Origin of the sequence: Acinetobacter sp. YH12116, from assembly GCF_013418895.1 — a bacterium.
Lineage (GTDB): Bacteria > Pseudomonadota > Gammaproteobacteria > Pseudomonadales > Moraxellaceae > Acinetobacter > Acinetobacter indicus.
In genome coordinates this window covers 1-24,954 of record NZ_VPBE01000023.1, presented here as the reverse complement: position 1 = coordinate 24,954, position 24,954 = coordinate 1, and the positions used below count along the sequence as shown (strand labels likewise).

Annotated in this window: 18 protein-coding genes, 1 tRNA gene and 1 pseudogene; 11 read left to right on the top strand and 9 right to left on the bottom strand. The window is 47.8% G+C overall.

Annotated elements, in window-relative coordinates:
* The first annotated feature begins 148 nt into the window (after positions 1-148).
* The gene (locus FTU54_RS12160) at positions 149-1,318 is read left to right on the top strand and encodes a nucleotide sugar dehydrogenase (RefSeq protein WP_168399787.1); all 1,170 of its coding nucleotides are present in this window, start codon (positions 149-151) and stop codon (positions 1,316-1,318) included.
* Positions 1,319-1,375: 57 nt separating this feature from the next.
* On the opposite strand, the gene FTU54_RS12155 is transcribed toward FTU54_RS12160, so the two are convergent.
* The 3 genes from FTU54_RS12155 to FTU54_RS12145 form a co-directional block, all read right to left on the bottom strand.
* Positions 1,376-2,302: a branched-chain amino acid transaminase gene (locus FTU54_RS12155; protein ID WP_005180046.1), complete on the bottom strand. Its 927-nt coding sequence runs from the start codon at positions 2,300-2,302 to the stop codon at positions 1,376-1,378.
* Between the two features lie 24 nt (positions 2,303-2,326).
* A complete protein-coding gene (gene glnE, locus FTU54_RS12150) occupies positions 2,327-5,077 on the bottom strand; it encodes a bifunctional [glutamate--ammonia ligase]-adenylyl-L-tyrosine phosphorylase/[glutamate--ammonia-ligase] adenylyltransferase (RefSeq protein ID WP_127800694.1) in 2,751 nt (916 codons plus the stop codon).
* 75 nt (positions 5,078-5,152) lie between these two features.
* On the bottom strand, positions 5,153-6,427 hold the full coding sequence (locus FTU54_RS12145; protein WP_168395512.1) for a GAF domain-containing sensor histidine kinase: 1,275 nt from the start codon (positions 6,425-6,427) through the stop codon (positions 5,153-5,155).
* A 782-nt stretch (positions 6,428-7,209) separates the two neighbouring features.
* Here FTU54_RS12145 and FTU54_RS12140 point away from each other — a divergent pair.
* On the top strand, positions 7,210-9,447 hold the full coding sequence (locus FTU54_RS12140) for an NADP-dependent isocitrate dehydrogenase (RefSeq protein ID WP_180074797.1): 2,238 nt from the start codon (positions 7,210-7,212) through the stop codon (positions 9,445-9,447).
* A gap of 287 nt (positions 9,448-9,734) precedes the next feature.
* On the opposite strand, the gene FTU54_RS12135 is transcribed toward FTU54_RS12140, so the two are convergent.
* Positions 9,735-9,821 (bottom strand) — tRNA-Leu (locus FTU54_RS12135).
* Between the two features lie 179 nt (positions 9,822-10,000).
* Between FTU54_RS12135 and queA the strand changes: the two genes are divergently transcribed.
* The 8 genes from queA (at position 10,001) to secF (ending at position 18,310) form a co-directional block, all read left to right on the top strand.
* On the top strand, positions 10,001-11,038 hold the full coding sequence (gene queA / locus FTU54_RS12130; protein WP_168399790.1) for a tRNA preQ1(34) S-adenosylmethionine ribosyltransferase-isomerase QueA: 1,038 nt from the start codon (positions 10,001-10,003) through the stop codon (positions 11,036-11,038).
* An 11-nt stretch (positions 11,039-11,049) separates the two neighbouring features.
* Entirely contained in the window at positions 11,050-12,075 is a 1,026-nt protein-coding gene (locus FTU54_RS12125) for a hypothetical protein (protein WP_168390038.1), read from the top strand.
* Between the two features lie 22 nt (positions 12,076-12,097).
* On the top strand, positions 12,098-12,664 hold the full coding sequence (locus FTU54_RS12120) for a LemA family protein (protein WP_168399791.1): 567 nt from the start codon (positions 12,098-12,100) through the stop codon (positions 12,662-12,664).
* Between the two features lie 186 nt (positions 12,665-12,850).
* Complete coding sequence (locus tag FTU54_RS12115) at positions 12,851-13,675, top strand: DUF4303 domain-containing protein (protein ID WP_104495223.1); 825 nt, start codon at positions 12,851-12,853, stop codon at positions 13,673-13,675.
* A 137-nt stretch (positions 13,676-13,812) separates the two neighbouring features.
* Complete coding sequence (tgt, locus tag FTU54_RS12110; protein ID WP_045796613.1) at positions 13,813-14,943, top strand: tRNA guanosine(34) transglycosylase Tgt; 1,131 nt, start codon at positions 13,813-13,815, stop codon at positions 14,941-14,943.
* Between the two features lie 102 nt (positions 14,944-15,045).
* Positions 15,046-15,375, top strand: coding sequence for a preprotein translocase subunit YajC (gene yajC / locus FTU54_RS12105; protein ID WP_005180065.1), 330 nt, complete (start codon positions 15,046-15,048; stop codon positions 15,373-15,375).
* Positions 15,376-15,428: 53 nt separating this feature from the next.
* Complete coding sequence (secD, locus tag FTU54_RS12100) at positions 15,429-17,330, top strand: protein translocase subunit SecD (RefSeq protein WP_016658621.1); 1,902 nt, start codon at positions 15,429-15,431, stop codon at positions 17,328-17,330.
* Between the two features lie 8 nt (positions 17,331-17,338).
* The gene (secF, locus tag FTU54_RS12095) at positions 17,339-18,310 is read left to right on the top strand and encodes a protein translocase subunit SecF (RefSeq protein ID WP_171065090.1); all 972 of its coding nucleotides are present in this window, start codon (positions 17,339-17,341) and stop codon (positions 18,308-18,310) included.
* Between the two features lie 48 nt (positions 18,311-18,358).
* On the opposite strand, the gene FTU54_RS12090 is transcribed toward secF, so the two are convergent.
* The 5 genes from FTU54_RS12090 to cysM form a co-directional block, all read right to left on the bottom strand.
* Entirely contained in the window at positions 18,359-19,003 is a 645-nt protein-coding gene (locus FTU54_RS12090; RefSeq protein WP_168399792.1) for a 4'-phosphopantetheinyl transferase superfamily protein, read from the bottom strand.
* A gap of 75 nt (positions 19,004-19,078) precedes the next feature.
* Complete coding sequence (locus FTU54_RS12085; protein WP_045796610.1) at positions 19,079-21,385, bottom strand: bifunctional (p)ppGpp synthetase/guanosine-3',5'-bis(diphosphate) 3'-pyrophosphohydrolase; 2,307 nt, start codon at positions 21,383-21,385, stop codon at positions 19,079-19,081.
* 31 nt (positions 21,386-21,416) lie between these two features.
* On the bottom strand, positions 21,417-22,808 hold the full coding sequence (rlmD, locus tag FTU54_RS12080) for a 23S rRNA (uracil(1939)-C(5))-methyltransferase RlmD (protein WP_160240988.1): 1,392 nt from the start codon (positions 22,806-22,808) through the stop codon (positions 21,417-21,419).
* A 6-nt stretch (positions 22,809-22,814) separates the two neighbouring features.
* The gene (locus FTU54_RS12075) at positions 22,815-23,636 is read right to left on the bottom strand and encodes a 3'-5' exonuclease (protein WP_160240987.1); all 822 of its coding nucleotides are present in this window, start codon (positions 23,634-23,636) and stop codon (positions 22,815-22,817) included.
* A gap of 26 nt (positions 23,637-23,662) precedes the next feature.
* Positions 23,663-24,592, bottom strand: a complete 930-nt coding sequence (gene cysM / locus FTU54_RS12070; protein WP_005180080.1) for a cysteine synthase CysM — start codon at positions 24,590-24,592, stop codon at positions 23,663-23,665.
* Between the two features lie 154 nt (positions 24,593-24,746).
* Between cysM and FTU54_RS15385 the strand changes: the two are divergent.
* Positions 24,747-24,827, top strand: a pseudogene (locus FTU54_RS15385) (hypothetical protein); the annotation flags it as partial.
* Positions 24,828-24,954 lie beyond the last annotated feature (127 nt).

Below are 24,954 nucleotides of genomic sequence, written 5' to 3'. Positions count from 1 at the left end.
CTGAGCAATGGCGCCATCATATCACAGAGTTACAAATTAGCAGAATGGCTGCAAAGAAAAGCCACTGCAAAATAACTGTCAGAAAAGCGTCATCGAACTTGCACATTCAAGATGCAGATTAGAACTCATCGCAGAACAACAATAGATTATGAAAATTAGTATTGTCGGTACCGGCTATGTTGGCCTTTCCAATGCCATGATTTTTGCACAGCAGCATGAAGTGGTGGCGCTCGATATCATTCCTGAAAAAGTCGAACTGCTGAATTATGGTATTTCTCCCCTGCAAGACCCTGAAATTAGCGACTTCCTGAAAAATAAAGACCTGAATTTTAAAGCCACCCTGCATCAGGCCGATGCCTATCAGGATGCCGATTATGTGATTATCGCCACGCCGACCGATTACGATCCGCAGACCAATTATTTTAATACCGACAGTGTTGAAAGCGTGATTCAGGATGTACTGTCGATTAACCCCTGCGCCACCATGATCATCAAATCCACCGTCCCGGTCGGATTTACTGAAAAAATCAAACAGAAATATCGCAGCGGCAACATCATTTTTTCACCGGAGTTTTTACGTGAAGGCAAAGCCCTACACGACAACCTGTATCCCTCACGGATTATTGTCGGCGAGCAGTCAGAGCGTGCCCGGCTCTTTGCCGATATGCTACTCGAAGGTGCCATCAAAAAAGACTGCCCGGTGCTGTTTACCGGCTCCACCGAAGCCGAAGCCATCAAGCTGTTTGCCAACACCTATCTAGCTATGCGCGTGGCCTATTTCAATGAGCTGGACACCTATGCGCAGCTGTTTCAGCTGGATACCCGACAGATTATTGACGGCGTCTGTCTGGATCAGCGGATTGGCAAATATTATAACAACCCGTCCTTTGGCTACGGCGGCTACTGCCTGCCGAAAGACACCAAACAGCTGCTGGCCAACTATCACAATGTACCGAGCAATTTAATTCAGGCCATTGTCGATGCCAATGCCACCCGTAAAGATTTTATTGCCCAGTCCGTCCTGCAACGCAACCCGAAAGTGGTCGGTATTTACCGTCTGGTCATGAAAAGTGGTTCAGACAACTTTAGGGCATCGGCCATTCAGGGGGTGATGAAACGCATCAAAGGCCGCGGCGTGGAAGTGGTGATTTACGAGCCGACCTTGCAGGAAGATGAATTCTTTCACTCCAAAGTTATGCAGGATCTGAATGATTTTAAACAATATAGCGATGTGATTGTTGCCAACCGTCAATCCGATGAGCTGGCGGATGTGCTGGAAAAAGTCTATAGCCGCGATATTTTTGGTATGGATGATTAAGAGTATTTCCCAGCCCATAAAAAAGGACTCATCTGAGTCCTTTTTTACAGTTTGCACTTATTTTACATAAGTTAACCAGTGTGCATATTTCGGATCTTTGCCCTGCACTGCATCAAAGTAGGCTTTCTGGATTTGCGTGGTGATTGGACCACGAACACCTTCACCAATCTGACGGTCATCGTATTCACGAATCGGGGTGACCTCTGCAGCCGTACCCGTAAAGAAGGCTTCATCGGCAATATAGAATTCGTCACGGGTAATACGGCGCTCAACCACGTCATAACCCAAGTCTTTAGCAATGGTAATAATCGATTGACGGGTAATCCCATCCAGCGCACCACCAGCGATATCTGGGGTATGAATCACGCCATCTTTAACCAGGAATACGTTTTCGCCTGAACCTTGACACACATAACCTTGTGGATCCAGCAGCATCGCTTCGTCATAACCTGAATGCGCCACTTCTTGGTGCGCCAGAATCGACAGCGTATAGTTACCAGACGCTTTGGCTTTACACATGGTCACGTTTGGATGATGGTGGGTAAATGATGAAGTTTTTACGCGAATACCCTTCGCCATTGCCTCTTCGCCCAAGTAAGCACCCCAGCTCCACGCTGCAACCACGGCATGAATAGTGTTGTCTGTTGCCGCAATACCGAGTTTTTCAGAACCAATAAAGATGATTGGACGTAAATAGCAAGATGCCAGTTTATTTTCACGCACCACATCAATTTGTGCTTGCTCTAAAGTTGCCTGATCAAACGGCACTTTCATTTGATAAATTTTTGCAGAATTTAACAAACGCTTTGTGTGCTCTTTTAGACGGAAAATAGCCGTTCCATTCGGGGTTTCATAGGCACGGACACCTTCAAACACACCCATGCTGTAATGCAGGGTATGGGTCAACACGTGAGTTTTGGCCTCACGCCAGTCAACCAGTTGTCCATCTTGCCAAATAAAACCATCACGATCAGCCAAATTCATGCCATAAACTCCAATTTTTCACAATTATTCACTCTCCAGCGCAAATGCTGCAGCTGGATCAATCAGTCTTTGCCATAACTTGCAAACGGTCATTCGGGTATCGTGCCAGTCGCTTGCAGACACTTGCATGGATTGATTTGCAAGGGCTAAGCGGTGGCTCTCTGCGCGTTCACGGAGATAAGCTTGAATCAGAGCAGTCGCATCGTTGCTGGATAAGCAACCTGTCTTTGCGGCATCCTCAAGGATTCGTACATTGTCGGAGTAATGGGCGAGATCTTTATTCGTCCCACTCCACGCTAACACCGCATACTGTGCCATAAATTCGATATCAACGATACCACCTGCATCCTGTTTTAAATGAAAAATTCCATCTTTTTTTTGCTCATTTGATGAACCGAGATGGTCTTTCATCTTCTGGCGCATTTTCAGCACTTCAGCACGCACATGCGCCTGTTCACGTGGCTGGGTCAGAATCCGGCAGCGTAGCTGCTCAAACTTGTCCCGAAGGCAGCGTTCACCGGCAATACTGCGCGCGCGTACCAGCGCCTGATGCTCCCACAGCCAGGCACTTTTTAGCTGATAATGCTCAAAGGCTTTCAGGCTGGTGACCAGTAATCCTGCTTCCCCAGACGGACGTAACCGGGTATCGACTTCATAAACGCGGCCATCTAAAGTCTGAGTGGTCATCAATGACACAAACTTTTGCCCCACCCGCATCGCAAACTCAAAACCGCTGATGGGTTTGAGCCCGTCGGTATCGGCCTGTTCATCCATATAATGAATAAAGACCAGATCCAGATCTGAGCCATAACCAAGTTCAATCCCGCCTACCTTGCCATAACCAATCACGGTAAAAGCCATATGATCCAGCGTACAGCGCTGGCCTTCAGCATCGAGCGGGAAGCCATGCTTTTTCGCGGTAATCTGATAAGCCAGATGCAAGGCAGCATTGACTGACACTTCAGCAATATCGGTGAGCGCATCGGAAACTTTCATCAGCGGACTTTCGGCCAGTACATCACTGGCTGCCACTGCCAGTACATTGGATTTTTTAAACAGGCGCAGTACCCGCATCTGGTCTTCGACCTGATCGACTTCAATCCGCAGCAATTGCTGACGCAAGGAATCTTCCAGATCCTGACGTTTCGGCAATTCAAAATCCATCGACAGGAATTCATCCAGCAACACCGGATAATGGGTCAGCTCTTCACAAATCCATGGACTGACAGTGGCCATTTTCACCAGACGTTGTAGCGCGCCTTTGCTTTCAATCAGCATCACCAGATACACGGTACGGCGCATTACCGATTCCACCAGTGGCATCAACCGTACCAGCGCGACTTGCGGCATATCTGACTGCAATACCGCTTCGACCAAATGTGGCCAGAAAGTTTTCAGGCGCTGCACCGCTTTGGCCGGTAATTTTTTCAGCGCATGTCCATACCAGAATTCATGCACCAGATTTTTGGCCTGATCATCCAGCACTTCATTCAGGCGCTGTTCCAGCTGGCTAAAACTTTCGACCAGCGGGTCTGGTTCTTTTTCTTTAATCAGATGCTCAAACTGGTAGATAACCTTGGCACGTTTTTCATCCAGAAAAGCCATAAAATCCGGCCAGCTCGCAAAGCCTAAAGTGCTGATCAAACGCTGACGTAATTCCGGCTCGGTCGGTAAGGACTGGGTTTGCTGGTCATTCAGCGCCTGAATCGCATGTTCAACCCGACGCAGAAATAAATAGGCATCTTCCAGTTCAGCCACGGCTTTGCTGTCTAGCAATTCAGCTTCATCCAGATGATTCAGGCTGACCAGACATTGCCGGTCTTGCAGCTCCAGCTTGGACCCGCCATAAATCAGCTGGAATACCTGCACAATAAATTCGACTTCACGAATCCCGCCAGCACCGAGTTTAATATCATCTTCCAGATGACGACGCTGCACTTCGCGCTCAATCATGGCCTTCATTTCACGCATGGCTTCAAAGGCAGTGTAATCAACATATTTGCGGAATACGAACGGCCGGGTCATCTCCAGCAGTTCATCCCCTTCTTTGCCTCCGGTGACAATGCGTGCCTTGATCCAGGCATAGCGTTCCCATTCACGGCCGTGCTGGCTTAAATATTTTTCCAGCGCCACATGGCTAATCGCTAGGGCCGAACCATCGCCCCAGGGACGCAGGCGCATATCGACCCGGAACACAAAGCCATCGGCGGTGATATGGTCGAGCAGATAAATCAGTTTCTGTCCCCATAAAATACAGAACTGCTGCACATCAATACATTTACGACCGTTGGTTTCGCCCTGCTCATCGAAGGCAAAAATCAGGTCAATATCGCTGGATAAATTCAGTTCCTGCGCGCCATGTTTACCCATGGCAATCACAATCAGGTCCTGTACTTTACCGTTATAGCCCACCGGCTCGCCATGCTTGGCCACCAAGGGAGCCCGGGCAAAATCTTTGGCTGCTGTTACACAGACATCGGCGAAATCGGACAGTTCACGGGTCAGGGTGACCACATCGGTTAACTGGTTGGCATCTTGCCAGATCCAGCGAAACATCAGCCGGGCACGTAAAATCCGCAGACTACGCATCCACTCGGTTTCATCCTGAATATCCTGCAAGGTCGTTTGCACGGTGTGCTGAATCTGCTGGGTGCTTAAAGGGGTTAAAAACCGGTCAACTGCATAATCTTGTTCTAAGAGGGGTTGGTGCTTGGCCAACACCTGTTCTGCATATTGGCTGGCACCTAAGGTTTTGCGCAATTGTTCCGTATTCATTCACACACCCAAAGCTGACTGTTTTTTCTAGTTATATCAGGAGTCTGGCTAGAGAGGAAAAGAAAATTGCGTTTTCTACATTTTTACTTTTTCGAACTGTATATCTTCCGGCATTAAAGCCTGATGCGCGCTGGTGGCCTGCGGCAAGGTCACAATAAAGGTGGTTCCTTCGCCTTCATTGGATTCCACCACAATTTCGCCTTTGTTCAGGTCGACAAAACGTTTACACAATACTAAGCCCAGACCAGTACCTTTTTCACCGGCTGTACCTTTGCTACTGGCTGTAACCGCTGCCTGGAACAGCTGTTCCATTTGCGACTGGCTCATGCCCAGACCAGTATCCTGAATATAGATGTGCACGCCATCGTCTGCCTGTTCGGCGCGTAAAGTTACCTTGCCGGTACCATCTGTCGGGGTGAATTTCAGCGCATTCGACACCAGGTTCTGGATAACCGAAGTAATCATATTAATGTCGGCATAGACTTTAATATCATCATCAATCTGGTTAATCAGCTGAATATTCTTTTTCACCGCCAGACTGTTCAGCACATCGCAGACAATTTTCGACGACTGTTGCAGCTTAAAGTTAATTGGATGATAGATAAAGCGGCCGCCTTCTGCCATGGCCCAGTTCAACAGGCTTTCCAGCAGGTTATAGGTCGATTGCGCAGTATCATATAAATAGTCGGCAATATTCTGCACACTGGAATCATCTAGCGTTTCGCGTTCTTGTGCCAGAACTTCGGAAAAACCGAGCAAGCCATGAAACGGCGCTCTTAAGTCATGCGCAATAATCTGGAAAAATTTGGTTTTACTGAAATTCAGTGCGGCCTGCTGCTCATACATTTCTTTCAGCTCGGCATGGTCGGCTTTTAACTCCAGATAATTCACCAAATTGGTGGCCAGATCACTGAGAATTTCAATCGCCTGCAGCGAAAAAGGCTGCTCGTTCTGGTCGAAAAACAGGATCTGTCCAATCGAGCGACCATCGGACATTTTCAGATCAAAGGCCATAAAGCGTTTTGCTTCTACGCCTAAAGAGCCAATACGCTCAACCAGTTGTATATAGTGAGGATGCTCGGTATGAATGCAGTCCTGACCATCAAACAATTCGACAATCTGGATATGATCGGGTGCAATAAAGGCTTTAAAACAGTCCTGATGGGCATACCATAAATAGGGTTCGCCCTCGAAGGCCAGCGCGGAACGCTCTACCCCTAAAATTTTACGGGCAGAGGATAAAAAACGCTCAATCTGATTGGTGGCAGTAAATACCCCCAATAACAGAGACAACCTGCATGCACTCAGCTGTTCAGTTTCTGAACCTATTTCAAGCAACTGCAACTTCATATCTGCCTCATCCGAGATCCATTCTTATAGAATATTTAGGCCATTTTTAAAGCCGATTGCTCAGCCCGGTTAACAAACTTTAACAGAGAATATAACACCAAACCCAAAAGAATAAACTAAACTCCCTCATTAATTTGTAACCTGAAAAAATTTTAACAAAAGGTATATTTTTATTACATTTATTAAATAAATTCACTACTTTTGTTTATCTCTTTTTAAACAGCAAACTACTTTAACTGATTTTGGTTAAAAATAAATTGACACATTTTTATACACTTTTTTTCAGTGTGGTAATAGGTATGACTTCTTTAAACTCATCGGATTTTTAAGAGAATTTCCGGGTTAATTTTCACCGGATAATGGGTTTACCATGTTACTTTAGTTTTACATCTTCTGTTCATGTTTTTGGACGATAATATATCCGCCTGATCAGTGAATCGTCATCACATGATCAATCTGTCTTATTGGTATTGAAAAAATCAGGTTAATCATTCAAATCTAATACGCAGATGTGCTGGATGGAATGATCGAGTTTGAAGGAAAAAAGGCGGCTCTTTGAGTGTTTTTCTTCCCCAAACAGGCAAGTGTGCATTTAAATCAGGCACAAATATCACGAATTAAAATGCATCATTTTTCAGCGAAATGTCGTTATCACGGATATTACGTTGACTGAAAAGGCTTGAGGGTCGATACTCTCAAGGTTTTACTTAAGCAAACCGGTTCGCAGGGGCTGATTCATCACTTTCACCCCCTCAAAACTCAATCAACGCAAGGGGCTATATATGGCTGGTGGAAAGTCAACCATCATTTACACACTGACTGACGAGGCGCCATTACTGGCGACTTATTCGCTGCTGCCGATTATTGAGACCTTTACTAAGCCGGCCGGCGTAGAGATCGTTAAAAGTGACATCTCCGTGGCCGCACGCGTGCTCGCAGAATTTTCTGACTACCTCACCGACGAGCAAAAGGTCACTGACAACCTCGCAGAGCTAGGTCGTCTTACACAAGATCCAGATACGAACATCATCAAACTTCCAAACATCAGTGCTTCTGTTGCTCAGTTGACTGCATGTATTAAAGAACTTCAGTCTAAAGGCTATGCGGTTCCTGATTACCCTGAAAATCCGACCACTGAGGAAGAAAAGGCAATCAAGACCCGTTATGGCAAATGCTTAGGCTCTGCAGTAAACCCGGTATTACGTGAAGGTAACTCTGACCGTCGCGCACCAACTGCGGTAAAGAACTACGCGAAAAAACACCCGCACTCAATGAGCGAGTGGAAACAGTGGTCACAAACTCACGTTTCTCACATGGACGAAGGCGACTTCTACCATGGCGAAAAGTCCATGACTTTAGACCGCGCGCGTAACGTGAAAATGGAACTGATCACCAAGTCAGGTGAAACCATTGTTCTGAAGCCAAAAGTTGCGCTGCAAGACGGTGAAATCATCGACTCGATGTTCATGAGCAAAAAAGCGCTTTGCGACTTCTATGAAAAAGAATTGGATGACTGTAAAGAAGCCGGCATCCTGTTCTCTTTACACGTAAAAGCGACCATGATGAAAGTTTCACACCCGATCGTATTCGGTCACTGTGTGAAAATTTACTACAAAGATGCTTTCGAAAAACATGGCAAACTGTTCGACGAGTTAGGCATTAATGTCAATAATGGTATGGCCGGTCTTTACGAGAAGATCGAAACCCTGCCAACTTCTTTACGTGAAGAAATCATCGAAGACCTGCACGCGTGTCAAGAACACCGTCCTGCACTGGCGATGGTGGATTCTGCAAAAGGCATCACTAACTTCCACTCTCCGAACGACGTAATTGTTGACGCATCTATGCCAGCAATGATCCGTTCTGGCGGTAAAATGTGGGGTGCTGACGGCAAGCCTTACGACTGTAAAGCAGTAATGCCAGAATCGACTTTCGCGCGTATTTACCAGGAAATGATCAACTTCTGTAAATGGAATGGTAACTTCGACCCACGTACCATGGGTACTGTGCCTAACGTTGGTCTGATGGCGCAAAAAGCGGAAGAATACGGTTCACACGACAAGACTTTCGAAATTCCTGAAGCGGGTGTTGCCAACATCACGGATCTGGAAACAGGTGAAGTGTTGATGTCTCAAAACGTGGAAGAAGGCGACATCTGGCGTATGTGTCAGGTGAAAGACGCACCAATCCGCGACTGGGTGAAACTGGCTGTTACACGTGCACGTAACTCTGGTATGCCAGCCATCTTCTGGTTAGACCCGTACCGTCCACACGAAAATGAACTGATCAAGAAAGTACAAAAATACCTGAAAGATCACGATACAGACGGTTTAGACATCCAGATCATGTCACAAGTCCGTGCAATGCGTTATACGCTTGAGCGCGTTGCTCGTGGCCTGGATACCATTTCTGTAACTGGTAACATCTTACGTGACTACCTGACTGACCTGTTCCCGATTATGGAACTGGGTACATCTGCGAAGATGCTGTCAATCGTGCCGTTAATGGCTGGTGGCGGTATGTACGAAACAGGTGCCGGTGGTTCTGCACCAAAACACGTACAACAGCTAGTTGAAGAAAACCACTTACGTTGGGATTCTTTAGGTGAGTTCCTGGCACTGGCGGTATCTCTAGAAGAGCTTGGCATTAAAGAAGACAACGCGAAAGCGAAACTTCTGGCGAAGACTTTAGATGCTGCAACAGGCAAACTGCTGGACAACGACAAATCTCCATCACGTCGTACTGGCGAGCTGGACAACCGTGGCAGCCACTTCTACCTGGCAAAATTCTGGGCAGAAGAACTTGCTGCACAAGACGAAGATGCTGAACTGAAAGCGAAATTTGCTCCACTTGCACAAGCTTTAGCTGCAAATGAAGAGAAAATCGTGGCTGAACTTGCAGAAGTCCAAGGCAAATCAGTAGATATCGGCGGTTACTACGCGGTAGATCAAGCGAAAGTAAATGCCGTGATGCGTCCAAGCGAAACCTTGAATGCAACGCTGGCTTCATTACAAGCTTAAACTGGATTTGACTGACCTTTGTTAGTCAACTCATAAAAAAACCGGTGCTAAGGCGCCGGTTTTTTATGTTTAATACCATTAGATTAACAAGCGATCAGGGATGAATTTAACCATTCAGTGATGCCGTAAAAGGTGGAGCTATTTACTTATATCTTGATAGGTATCTTGATTATTCATCCTTTCCACGTTACGACACCCGAACATTTTTTAGAATAATCTGATTCTTCTTATTTTTCAGGCAATAAAAAAACCCAAGTCTGAATATGCTTGGGGTTCTTTAGAATCTGTGGTCCCGAGGGTCGGACTCGAACCGACACGTCATCTCTGACAGCGGATTTTGAGTCCGCCGCGTCTACCAATTTCACCACCTCGGGAAGGTGTTGATGCGTATAATAAACTGTTTCACCCGCTTGTCAACGCTCGCCTCCCATATTTGTTTAAAAATAAATCAACCCGATTTTTTTTGTCTTATAATTAGGCAATTTCAGCGATAAAACCAAAAAACGCATATACTACGCCCAATCCTGTTATTGTTTTGCGCATTTATTTAACCATGCAACTTTCTGATTTTAATTTCGATCTCCCTGATGAACTGATTGCCCGTTACCCGCTGGAACAGCGCAGCGCCTCACGCCTGCTGCATGTCAATGCCGAAGGTCAGTATCAAGATCATCAATTTACCGATATTGTCAATTTACTTGAAGCTGGTGATGTGCTGGTCTTAAATGACACCAAAGTCATGAAAGCCCGCCTGAAAGGTAAACGTGCTACCGGTGGCGCTGTGGAAGTGCTGGTTGAACGTATGCAAGATCAGTTTATTGCGCATTGTCATATTAAAGCCAGCAATTCACCAAAAGCTGGTGCTGAACTCTTCATTGGTCCAGATGAAGTGAAAGTCACGGTACAAGGCCGGCATGAGAACCTGTTTATTGTCGAGTTTTCCCAGCCCATTCTAGAGGTGCTGGATCGCTACGGTGCCCTGCCTATTCCACCGTACTTTAACCGTGAAGCAGAAGCGATTGATACCGAACGCTATCAAACCGTATTTAATGATCCGACCAAATTGGCCAGTGTTGCCGCCCCGACTGCCAGCCTGCATTTTGATGCCGAACTGCTGGCCAAGCTTGAAGCCAAAGGCATTCAAAAAACCTTTGTAACCTTGCACGTCGGTGCTGGAACCTTCCTGCCGGTACGTACTACTGATATTGAAAACCATATCATGCACAGCGAATGGTGTGATGTACCAGCCGCCGCTGTGGAGATGATCCAGCAGGCCAAAGCACGTGGCAATAAAGTCATTTCAGTTGGCACCACGGCCACCCGTGCAGTCGAAAGTGCAGCACAGGCACATGGCGGCACACTGGCCGCCTGGACCGGTGATACCCAGATTTTCATTTATCCGGGCTATAAATTTAAAGTGGTGGATCGTTTGATCACCAATTTCCACTTGCCTGAATCCACCTTATTAATGTTGGTGTCTGCGCTTTCGAGCCGTGAAAATGTCATGCGGGCGTATCAACATGCTGTGGCTGAACGCTATCGTTTCTTTAGTTATGGCGATGCCATGCTGATTGATCAGGCCCACAGCTAGAACACTGCCCCATGCCAATCGAGAATATTCAGCACAGCATTCATATTCGCCGCAAGAAGAATCAGCTGGTGTGGAATAATCTCGCCCGGCTCTGGGAAATTGGTGCACAAGCCAAATCCCAGCAGGAACTGCTTGACCGGCTGCATCCCTGGAATGCCCCGATCAGCCTGCGTTTTGAAAACAAGCTGCCAATTTTGCTTGGCATCATCGGCCTGATACTGATCCTGCTGTTCTGGCTGGCCCCGGCGCACTGGGCCTTGCAGCTGTGTCTGCTGCTGGGAGGCCTTTTGATCTTTGGTGCGTTTCTCTGTTATGAATCCAGCCGCCCAATCACCAATGCCATTCAGGAACTGGAGCAACAGGCACTGGCGCTCAAGTATCAGTTGGCCTTTAACAGCATTCCCCGGCATGAACAGATCATCTTCCAGCCGGTCCGTTTTATTGCGCAAATCAAACAGCTGTTTCCGCTGTTCCAGCAAGGCAATCTCAGCAATGACATTCGCCGCTATGCTCTGACCCACTGGCAGGATGAACAGGGCCAGACCCATCAGGTGATGCTGTTTGAATATCGCTATGTCTCTGAAATTCAGGTCCAAGACCAGAATGGCAACAAAATGCGGCTCAAAGAAATTGAAAAATTCCTGTGGGGTGCCATTGTCTTTGGGGTCGAGTTACAGGGACTGGCGCTCAGCTCGCAGCGTAAAAGCTTTGCCTACCCCTATACCCAGCCGTGGCATACCAGTGATATTCAGATTAACCGGCAGTTAAACATCTATGGCACCGATACTCATCAGATGGCCCGGCAGCTGACTCCGGCGGTGGTGCTGAAACTGGCCAATTTCCTGAACGCGCAGCCCGGCGATCTGCTGTTTCATCCTGAACAGAAAATCCTGTGCTATATAGGTAGCCAGAACCTGTTTCAGGCCAGCAGCACCTATAAAACCATTCAGGATATTTCGGCTTTACGTGGACATCTGCGTACATTTAAATTACCGTATCTAGAACAATTACAACGCCATTTGCTGCAGCTTTTATAAATTTGGACGTGGGGAGATTTCTATGGGATTGATGATTTTTCTGGCTATCATTCTGGCCATGCTGATTATCGGGATTCTGATTCGCAACAATATTGTGCGTTATCACAATGCCAGTATTCGTGCCTGGGCTGATGTCACCAGTTATGAGCGCCAGAAAGTCAAGATTCTGGAACAGCTGATTCCAGTGGTGGAGCAATATTCCAGTTTTGAACAGGGCACGCTGGCCAAAGTGACTGAACTGCGCCAGAACGTGTTAAACCTGAAACTGGACAGTACCGACAGCGCCCAGCTGCAACATATTGAGCGTTTGAGTAAAGAGCTGCTGCACAACCTAAACGTGGTGGTCGAGAACTATCCTGAGCTGAAAGCCAATGACATCTATTTAAAAATGATGCACGAAATTGAAGAACAGAATGAAAATGTCGGTGCTGCGATTACCATTTTTAACCGCAATGTCGAGCTGTTTAATAACCAGATTCAGATTTTCCCAAACAACATCATTAACACCTTAACTTTGGGCAAAAAAGCCATTCGCCCGTTCCGTGATCCAAGCATGCAGCAAGGCTTTGAGTATCGCCCGAATTTTTAAAACCAAGATGACCTCTTGATTCAATGTCAAACCGCCTGTCGTGATTACAGCGAGATTTTCCCCGCGCAGATGACATCCGGTTGACATTTGGCTGCGCTTTGTCACAATCAGAACACTGAGCAAAATATCAACAATAGCTCAGGCATTACCACAGCATGATTAAAAATAAAAAAGTTAGTCCCGACCATGTTAGAACATCTGCAGAGCTTTCAAGCGGCACTCATTCACGAGTTTTTTCAACTTTATGAGCAGTATGAACAGGACCAGATTTATGCCTGCGCCCTGGTACTGAATGAATATCTGGGTTTTGAATATCTGGCCATTTCCACCCGGCGCAGCCTGTTTAGCGAGCAGGAAGATCCGGCCCAGTATCTGTCAGACCATGACAAATGGTCGGCCCAGAAATGGCGCTATCGCAGCCAGCCGCATCAGCAGCATTTGAATCAGTTTAAACGCCTGTTCACAGACTACTTTCAGCAATGTCATATTTTTGGGCATCCACTGGCTCAGCAGTATGATTCCACGCAACAGAACCACCTACAGGTTTTGCTGAATGTGTTTCAGCAAGCCCGACACGCCTTGTCGAATGCCTATGGATTGGACCTGAGTTCAATGGTGTTTTTTATGCAGGTGGCCAAACAGCCACAAATGACAGCGGACTCTGCACGGCTGCTGAATACGCAGAGCCCCTTACTGGCAGAATTTCTGGCCCATCAACAGCGCCCTGCTCTGCTGGATGCTTCATCCCATCCACCAGCGATAAAATTACAGCAGATTGATAAAGACCTGCTGATTGATCTGGCGCAGCTGCTGGAAATTGAACCTTATGATTACCTGGAAATAGCCCACGCCGCCTATTTGCTGACGCTAGAACCGGGCTTTATTGACAGCAATCTGTATATCCAGCGTCTGATTCACTCGATTGCCGCCATGGACAGTAATGAACAGGGCCTGTTTGCCCTCCCGAAAGATGAAATCCAGCAACGGATTCAGCAGTTTTATGCCATGTAATTACCATGATTTTCCTCCACAATATTTACCCAAGAAAACGCATCAAAACTAGCAATTCACGGCAGAATCTAGGAAAATGATGAACTTTTAGCGCAAACAATCAGCGAACTGTTTTTTCGCCTTGATTTGGAACCTGTATGAAGTTTGAAAAATTAGGCCAATCGGGTCGCGCCCGTCGTGGTCGTTTAACTCTTGAACATGGTGTGGTGGAAACCCCCGTGTTTATGCCTGTCGGAACCTATGGCACCGTTAAGGGCATGCTCCCGCGTGATATTGAAGACATTCAAGCACAAATTATTTTAGGCAACACCTTCCATCTGTATTTGCGTCCGGGTCTGGATGTCATTAAAGAACATGGTGGCCTGCACGAATTCATGAAATGGGACAAGCCGATTCTGACCGATTCTGGCGGTTTCCAGGTCTTTAGTCTGGGCGCCATGCGCAAGATTAAAGAAGAAGGCGTGACTTTCCGTTCACCGATTGACGGCTCCAAAGTATTCCTTTCTCCAGAAATTTCCATGGAAATCCAGAAGGTCCTGAACTCGGACATCGTCATGATTTTTGATGAATGTACGCCGTATCCAGCGACCCATGAAGAAGCACAAAAGTCCTTACAGCTGTCATTACGCTGGGCCAAACGCTGTAAAGAACATCATCACAATGTCCTTGAAAATAAAAATGCCCTGTTCGGGATTATTCAGGGCGGGATGTATGAAGATTTACGTGATGAATCTTTAAATGGTCTGCTAGAAGTCGGTTTTGATGGCTATGCCATTGGCGGTCTGTCGGTGGGTGAACCGAAAGAAGAAATGATCAAGGTGCTGGATTATCTGCCGAACAAAATGCCGGAAGATAAACCGCGTTACCTGATGGGTGTCGGCAAACCGGAAGATATCGTGGAAGGGATTCGCCGCGGGGTGGATATGTTTGACTGCGTAATGCCAACCCGGAATGCCCGTAATGGTCATTATTTCGTGACCGATGGTCTGGTACGGATTCGTAACAGCAAATACCGTCATGACCAGAGCCCGCTCGATCCGCACTGTGACTGTTATACCTGCAAGAACTTTACCCGCGCCTACCTGTTCCATCTGGAAAAATGCGGCGAGATGCTCGGTTCAATGCTCGGTACCATCCACAACCTGCGCTATTACCAACGCTTTACCCAAGATATCCGTAATGCCTTGGACAATGGCACTTTTGATGACTTTGTACAGGACTTTTACGCCCGTCGCGGTCTGGATGTGCCGCCTTGTCCGCAAGATTAATCTTTTCAGTATTTGCGCTGAAGAAAAAGACAGGGTAAATTGCAGAACAAGTCAATTTATTATCAATGTTATTGATTCCAGTTTTTAGTTTAGGAAAATGAAATGAGCCTTTTTATTTCTACTGCTCACGCAGCAGGTGAAGCTGCACAACAACCAAGCATGGTTGCTAACCTTTTGATGATTGCAGTATTTATTGCAATTTTCTACTTCCTGATTTGGCGCCCGCAATCAAAACGTGCCAAAGAACACCGCGCCCTGATCGACAGCCTGGGCGTAGGCAGCGAAGTGGTGTTTGCTGGTGGCCTGATGGGCAAAATCACCAAACTTGAAGGTGATTTTGCAGTGGTTGAACTGAACCGCGGCGTAGAAGTAAAAATTCAGCGTGCCAGTGTGATTTCAGTTCTGCCTGAAGGCACATTAAACAACCTTTAATCAAAAATTAGTCGTGCGCCCGCACGACTTTTTCATTTTAAGAAGAAAATTAAATGCGTTACCCAGCATGGAAATATCTACTCATCCTTGTGGTTCTGGTGGTGAGTACATTATATGCCCTGCCAAGTTTGTATCCAGATGAACCTGCGGTTCAGATTTCTGGGGCCAAAGCCGGTACCCAAATTGACCAAAGCATCGTACAAAAAGCAGAGCAAATTCTAAAATCAGAAAATATTGCCAGCCATGACAACAGCTTTACCAATAACGCAGCCCTGTTGCGTCTGGACTCAAGCGAAGCACAGCTTAAAGCCAAAGATGCATTACGTCAGGGCTTGGGTGATGATTATGTCGTGGCCCTCAACCTGGCGCCAACCACTCCTGAATGGCTACAGAAAATTGGCGCCAAGCCAATGAAACTGGGTCTGGACTTGCGTGGTGGTGTTCACTTCCTGCTGGAAGTGGATATGGACAAGGCCATCAGCCAGCGCATGGAAACCTCTGCGACTGACCTGCGTCGCCAACTGCGCGACAACAAGCTGAAATTCAACAGCCTGTCTTTGAATAACAACACCATTACCGTGCAGTTCGCTAACAATGATGACCGCTCAGCCGTAATGGACTTCTTGCGCCGTAACGGTAACGAGTTTAACCAGCAGGCACTGGCCACCACAGATGGTGCCATGTTGCGCCTGACTTATACCGACACGCGCAAGCAGGAAATTGAATCCTATGCCGTAAACCAGAACTTGACCACGCTACGTAACCGTATTAACGAGTTAGGTGTGGCCGAAGCGCTGGTACAAACCCAAGGCAGCAACCGTATTGTGGTGGAATTGCCGGGTGTACAGGATACCGCTGAAGCCAAGCGTGTTCTGGGTCGTACTGCGAACCTGGAATTCCGTCTGGTCTCTGATCTGAATGATCAGCATATTGACCCGTATACCGGTCAGCTCAGCAGCCAGACCTTACCACCGGGCACTGAAGCCTTTGCCTTTGAATCGCTCGACAGTGGCCGTCAGTTGCTGCTGAACCGTAGCCGTATTTTAACCGGTGAGCGCGTACAGAATGCATCGAGTGGCTTTAGTCAGGATACTGGCGGTGCCGAGGTAAATATTACCCTCGACTCTGCAGGCGGTAAGCTGATGGCAGACGCGACCCGTAATGCGGTCGGTAAACGTATGGCGGTTCTGTTCATTGAGAACAAGCAGCGCATCAGCTATGTAACTGATCCGGAAACCGGCGTCCAGACTGAAGTGCGTACCCCATATACAGAATCTGTAGTGATCAACGCCGCGACCATTCAGGCAGTGTTGGGTTCACAGTTCCGGATTACCGGTCTGGATTCACCGCAAGAAGCGGCTGAACTGGCATTAATGCTACGTGCCGGTGCCCTGGCTGCGCCAATGTACTTCGTTGAAGAACGTGTGATTGGTCCTAGTCTGGGTCAGGAAAATATCGACAAGGGCGTAACCTCGACCCAGATCGGTTTTATTCTGGTTGCGATCTGGATGGTGGTGTTCTTCCGTCTGTTTGGTGTGATTGCCAACTTCGCGCTGGTGTTTAACCTGGCGATGATCCTGACAGTGATGTCATGGATTGGTGCTTCTTTAACCTTACCGGGTATTGCCGGTATCGTCATTACCATTGGTATGGCGGTCGATGCCAACGTCCTGATTTGTGAGCGAATACGGGAAGAGATCAAATGGGGGGCCTCACCGAAACAGGCCATTGTGGCTGGTTATGACCGGGCCTATAACACCATTTTCGACTCGAACTTAACCACCTTCCTGGTGGCGTTCATTCTGTTCGCGATTGGTACCGGTCCGATTAAAGGCTTCGCCGTGACCCTAATGATTGGTATTGTCTGCTCGATGTTTACGGCCATTACCGTAACCCGTGCGATTGTACAGATCATTTATGGCAAACGCCGTAACCTGAAAAAGTTGAGCATTTAAGGAGATCGATGATGACTGAGAATACTCAACTGAATCCGAAAAAATACGGCCGTCCGGATGATGAGCGCGTCATTCCGTTTATGAAGATTGCGTTGCCGGCGGCATTGCTTTCGATCATTTTAACCGTGGCCAGCATCTTCTTTATTGCCACCAAAGGCTTAAATCTGGGTCTGGACTTTACCGGCGGTATTGCCGCAGAGCTGAACTACAGCAATCCGGTGAAAGCCAGCGATGTCTCTTCTGCCCTGACGCAGGCCGGTTTCCGTGATCCAGTGGTACAAACCCTGGGTTCTGAACGTGACCTGATGGTGCGTATGCCGGTGCAGGACGAGATTGAAGTCGAAGACCTGACCCAGACCATTACCGCAGCGGCACAATTGCCGGGCAACAGCGCCGATGTGACCAAGGTTGATGTGGTCGGCGGTCAGGTCGGTAACGAGCTGTATGTACGTTCTGCAGGTGCCGTGGCACTGGCACTGATCCTGATGCTGATTTACGTCACCATCCGCTTCGAGTTTAAACTGGCGATGGGTGCGGTGCTGTCCCTGTTCCACGATATTATCGTGACTGTGGGTATTTTTGCGATGATGCAATGGCCATTTGACCTGACCGTTTTGGCAGCCCTGCTGGCAATTATCGGCTTCTCGCTCAACGATAACATTGTAGTCTCGGACCGTATTCGTGAAAACTTCCGTAAAATTCGTGGCGCTTCGCCGCTGGAAGTGGTCAATATTGCCTTAACCGAAACCTTACGTCGTACCATCCACACTTCGATGACACTGTTACTGGTGGTGGTGGCGATGATGCTGATGGGCGGTGATGGCCTGAAATGGTTCTCGATTGCCATGTTTGTCGGTGTCTTTGTCGGGACTTATTCTTCGATTTATATTGGTACCGCCTTTGCACTGTGGCGTGGTCTGAACCGTCAAGACTTTATTGTGCAGGTAAAACCGGAATTTGAAGAGGAAGAAATTCCTTAATTCTTATCCCTCCCATACCAGCAAAAGCCCATCTCCGGATGGGCTTTTTTAATGGCGGATCAGTTGCAGCTTGGGAAACTGAAATCCCTTGCAGGAACGTTCAGAGCGCCAGGCTACGGTCAGCATACAGCCACCAATCTTCAGATGCTGATAGGCAAACGTACCCAAGCCCTCATGATGGCAGAATCCACCCTGCTGATGCGGATGAACCCCGCTATTCAGCTGGTTCAGGCTCATGCGAATACCCAGCCCTGACGCTTTCAGAACAGCCTCCTTGGTGGTCCAGACCTTAAACCAGTAATCTGTCTCCTGGCCATAAGCCTGCCACAATTCCCATTCAGCCGGATGAAACATGTGCCTGGCCAGACTCTCAAAGCGCACCTTGCGATCCAGATCCTCAACATCCACCCCAACATCTTGCAGCTGCTCGCTATAGGCCAGCGCATAATGCTGACGGCTGTGGCTATGATTCAAGGCCAACTGCGGATACGCAGGTAAAAACGGCTTGCCATACGCAGTACGGGCAAAATCATCCGAGCAGATTGGCGCGTTTAAATAGGCCGATAGGCGCTGGTTACGAAAAGCATAAATGGCCTGCTTTTGCTGCTGGATGTGCGCTTTACGCTCCAGCGCCGGCTGCTGCGGTGCAATCTGTGCCAGATGGGCCAATTCTAGAATGATCTGTGCGCTCATGTGTGGACGCATTCCCTGCCTAAACAAAAACCAGCGATCAAGATCACTGGTTTTTTCAAAGATAAGAAAGAAAGTTTAATTGCCCTGCACCAGACGACGTGCGCTGATAATCCCCGGCTGCTGCTCCAAACGTGCCAGCAGACGTGACAATTGCGCCAGACCTTTGACTTCAATTAACAGCTTCATATTGGCAATACCATCATTTTCGGAAATGGTATTCACCTGACGAATATTAATCTGATCGGAGAAAATCACCTGAGTCAGATCTTTCAGCAGACCACGGCGATCATAGGCTTCCACTACAATCTGCACGCTTTGACCACGGGTTGGCTGCATTTCCCAGTCGGCTTCCACCGCACGTTCTGGCTCCTGGCTGATCATGCGTACATAATCCGGACAAGCCACCTTATGAATGCTGACGCCGCGATTCAGGGTAATATAACCAGCAATGGATTCACCATGTACCGGCTGGCAGCACTGAGCAATATGCAGCTCAACGTTATCCAGACCATCAATCAGAATACCATGCGCCGACAAGGTATGGCTGGCTCGCGGATTCAGGGTCGGTTTTAATACCAGTTCCGGTTCATCCTGATCCAGATGCATATGCCGGTTAACCTGGTTAATCAGCGCATGCAGGCTGATTTCACCATTGACCAGACCAATCAGAATGTCTTCACCGAGTTTGACATTAAAGTGATTGCAGTAATCATTCAAGTCGATACTTTTCGGGTGAATCGCCAGACGCGACAATTCCTTATTCAGAATATCACGGCCAATTTCCAGATTCTTGCTGCGGTCCTGCTGTCTGAACCAGTGGCGTAACTTGTCACGCGCCCGCGCAGTCTTGATATAACCAAGTGAGTTCACCAGCCAGTCACGGTTTGGTTCACGGTCTTTCTTGGTCAGAATTTCGACCTGTTCACCGGTTTTTAAGGTATAGGTCAGCGGCACATAACGCTGATTGACCCGCGCGGCATAACACTTGTTACCAACCTCGGTATGCACATGGTAGGCAAAGTCCAGCACGGTCGAGCCACGCGGTAATTCTTTAATATCCCCATCGCGGCTAAACACATAAATCTTTTCAAAATCTTCAAACTCTTGCAGCTGCTCGAAGTTTTCAGTTTCATCATCGGACTTATGCGCACTGGCATCATTACGTTCCTGATAATGTTCCAGCACCGCACGCAAAGAATGCAAACGATGATTGAAGGAATGATCGGTGGTTTTGCTGCCTTCTTTATAGTTAAAGTGCGAACACACGCCAAGTTCTGCTTCTTCATGCATTTCCATGGTACGGATTTGCACTTCCAGCGACTTGTTTTCAGCAATCACTGCAGTATGCAGCGAGCGATAACCATTGGCTTTCGGATTGGTAATGTAGTCATCAAACTGATGCGGAATATGCCGCCACAGCTGATGTACGATACCGAGCGAGTGATAACATTCCGGAATGGTTTTGACCAGTACCCGCACTGCACGAATGTCATAGAGCTGGTCGAAGCTCAGGTCTTTACTCTTCATTTTTCGATAAATCGAATAAATGTGTTTAACCCGGCCGGTAATTTCCGACTCAATGCCATGCGCCGCCAGTTCACTCTTGAGCTTATCAATTACAAACTGGATATATTGCTCACGTTCCAGCCGTTTTTCATTCAGTAAAGACGCAATTTCTTTATAACGGTCCGGCGCCAGATAACGGAAAGCCAGATCTTCCAGCTCCCATTTTAACTGGGCGATGCCCAGACGGTGCGCCAGCGGCGAGTAAATGGTCAGAATTTCACGCGCGACCCGTTCCTGACGCTCTTTGGACGCAGTGGTCAGTTCACGTAAGGCATAGGTACGCTCGGCCAGCTTGATCAGCACCACACGCACATCTTCAGTGACTGAAATCAGCATTTTATAAATGCCGGTCAGATGCTCGCGCTGGTTGTTATTGAAGTGATCTTCCAGCCGTTTATTCTTTTCAATCAGCTCGGACAGCTTACCCATCGACAGGGTACCTTTGACCAGGGTATGTACGCTGTCACCGAAATGCTCACGCACTTCTTCCAGGGTCATCACCCCTTCACGCACACTGCGGTACAGCATGGCAGCCGACAAGGTATCTTCATCGACATGCAAATGCGCCAGAATATCGGCCATTTCAATTCCGGTATACAAGGTATTGGACCGGTGCTTGACTGTCGTTTCCAGCTCTTTTTGTAACGTATAGGTGGCAACTTCTTCGAGTTTTGCTAATGCTGCCCCATCTAAGATGTCACGAACCCGGTCCAGCCATTCTGCCAGATCCTGTCGTGCTTGCTCGGCATGTTCTACAGTCGTTTCCTCAGACAATTCGTTTAATCGTCCAGGAAGTTGTTCACGTACTGTGACCATACCCTACTCCTACCTCTATATACTTCATTTTCTATAAATCGTTTATTGATTTTTCCTGCTCAAATAAGGCAATCGATTCTACATGACCGGTATGGCTAAACATATCCATCACCCCGGCTTTGCTTAAACGATAGCCCTGTTGCACCAGCATCCCCGCATCCCTTGCAAGTGTAGCCGGATTACATGACACATAAACGATTCTTGCCGCACCAAATTTGGGCACATAATGCATGACTTCCTCGGCACCGGAGCGCGGAGGGTCAATCAATAATGCATCAAATCCTTGATTTGCCCAAGAATGATGCGAAAAATCTTTTGTTAAATCTTGTGAAAAGAATTTCACCTGAGTTAACCCGTTCAGCTGGGCATTTTCCGCACCACGATGCACCATTTCATCTGAACCTTCCACGCCAACCACCGTACCGTTTTCGCCGACACAGCGCGCCAAAGGTAAAGAGAAATTGCCTAATCCACAAAACAGATCCAGCACACGCTCACCTGCCTGCAACTGAAGCAAATCACATGCCAGCTTGACCATTTGCGGATTCACGGTGGAATTTACCTGGGTAAAATCCAGCGGATGGAAAGCAAATTTCAGCTCAAATTCCGGCAGTGCATAATGCAGACGCATGGCCTGATCAGGTTGATCTACACGTTGCACACTGTCTGGTCCCGCAGGCTGCAGATACAGTTGCCATTGTTTCTGTAACGCAAATTTGAGCAGTTGGTTGACATCTGACTCAGATAATTTTTCCGTATGCCGGACCAACAGGGCAATTTCCGTGTCACCCATTGCCAATTCTACATGACCAATGTCGGCTTTGCCTTTTAGACTTTGGAGTAGTTGTTTCAGGCGGGTGATTGAACCGAGTTCACGGTCCAGAATCAGACAGCGGTCAATTGAGGTCAGCCGGTTGCTCTGGCGTTCCCGGAAACCAACCACCAGTTTGTCTTTATTCGGGAAATAACGCACCCCGATCCGGGCACGGCGGCGATAATCCTCCCGGGTTGAACGTAACGGTGTCAGCCATTCATCCGGTTGAATGCCGGCAAAATGCTGCAGGTGCGACTTGAGTACATCCTGTTTTAAACGAATCTGCTCATCCAGCTGGATATGCTGCATATTGCAGCCGCCACAGACACCAAAATACGGACACGGCGGCTCGACCCGCATCTCGGCAGGTGCAGATAACAGTTCGATACAGTCGGCTTCTTCTAACCGTTTGGTGACATGATGAATCCGTGCTTTGACTGTTTCACCCGGCAAGGCGCCTTGAATAAACACCTTCTTGCCGTGTTTATCCTGCGGATGCTCAGGCTGTGAACCATAGTGTGCAATCCCGCGCCCTTCATGGGACAGCGACTCAACCTGAAAGGTATGGATCAGGGGTTGAGCTGGACGAGCGGATGGACGATGTTTCATGAGCACCTAAAGTGTGGAAGATGGGAAATCTGCAACAGTAAAGTCTGTGGCTTGTGCATTCTGACGCCAGGCTGCAAGGAACTCGCCATGCTGTGGCAGGCTGGATAAATACTGGATGGTGGTCTGAACCCACAGGCGATGATCATCCAGCTGCAACTGCCCTTTCAGCAAGAGCCAGCGCAGATAGATCAGCCAGGTATTCAGCACATCACCTTCACAATAGCTGGTGAGTTTGAGCCATTCACCGGCGCGGATATATTCCGGCACATGATAACCGGCTTCACCGCGTTTACCCGGAAAACCCAGCAGATGCGCCATATCATCCAGTTTCTGGAAATTCCGGCCATTAAACATGGCCATCACATCCATCAAGTCAATATGCCGCTGATGATAGCGGTTCTGGTAGTTATTATAGCGCTTTTGCGTGTCAATTTCGCCCTGATCAAACAGACTTGGCGCAGACAGGCCATGATACATGGCACGATATAAAATCACCGGCAAATCAAACTGCGAACCGTTCCAGCTCACCAGAGTCGGATGACGCTTGTCAAAAATCGACAGAAATTTTTTCAGGATTTCGGCTTCGGTATACTGTTCCCGGCTAAAAGAAAACAGGGTCATTAAGCCGGTTTCATCAATCCACAGACCGGAAATACAGACAATTTCATGCAGCGGCAAACGCTGAAAATCCATGCCCGATTCCTGACGGCGCAGCTTCATCAGCGCCTGCTCCAGATCTGCCTCAGGCAAATCCAGACCATACAGATGCGCCCCCGACTTCAGGTCGGTCCATGTTTCAATATCAAATACCAACACAGGTAGACGCATAATTTTCTCTACAGCTTGACGGCGGTTTATTCAGGATCTTGAACGGAAAATAAACCGGTCGATAAATAACGGTCACCCCGGTCGCAGATAATGCAGACAATCACCGCATCCGGGTTTTCTTCTGCCAGTTTCAGTGAAGCCCAGACCGCACCACCCGATGACGTTCCGGCACTGATACCTTCTTTTTGCGCCAGTTTACGCATGGTCCGCTCGGCTTCAATTTGCGGAATATCAATAATCCGGTCGACACGACTGCGGTCAAAAATGGTCGGTAAATATTCTTCTGGCCAGCGGCGAATACCGGCAATGCTGGAACCATCTGAAGGCTGTAACCCAACAATCTGAATATCCGGATTCATTTCTTTCAGGTATTTGGATACCCCCATAATGGTGCCAGTGGTCCCCATCGAGCTGACAAAGTGGGTAATTTTACCGCCAGTTTGCTGCCAGATTTCCGGCCCGGTGGTCAGGTAATGCGCTTCGACATTGTCCGGGTTGCCAAACTGGTTCAGTACCAGACCTTTACCTTCGGCCTGCATTTGCAGGGCCAGGTCACGTGCTCCTTCCATGCCCTGTTCTTTGGTCACTTCAATCAGTTCGGCGCCATAGGCACGCATGGCATCTTTACGTTCCTGACTCATGTTATTCGGCATGATCAGTTTCATCTGATAACCACGCATGGCAGCCACCATGGCCAGTGCAATCCCCGTATTTCCGCTGGTGGCTTCAATCAAGGTATCACCCGGTTTGATCTGACCGCGCTTTTCCGCCTGCATAATCATGTTATACGCTGGGCGGTCTTTGACTGAACCTGCCGGATTGTTGCCTTCCAATTTGGCCAACACCGTGGCTTGGGTATGACTTGCAAGACGCTGCAAGCGTACCAATGGTGTTTTGCCCACATAATGATCTAATAGAAATTCATCGGCTTGGAAATCAGGGGTGGTATTACTCATTATTTGCACCTTTCTCTAGGTGCGCATATTGTATGAAAAAAACCACCCGCCTGCACTCTTTTCACCAGCTTTTTCGTGAAAGTGCTTAAAGCACAGTCAGTTTTAAAATAAAGCGTGCTAAACTGCTCGGCAGAACGAATAAACTGCTTTAACCATGTCAAATATCAATAAAAAGTTATTTAAGCGCCTACATTTAAATCATGCTTATGGGCAACTGATTGCCCTGATATTTGTGGGCACTGTTGCAAATAGGCTGACATGATAAGCTAAATATCTTATTTATTTCGAGATACAGCAGATGAATCCCTTCCACGGTCGGCACTTTCAAGGTGAAATCATTCTTTGGGCTGTTCGTTGGTATT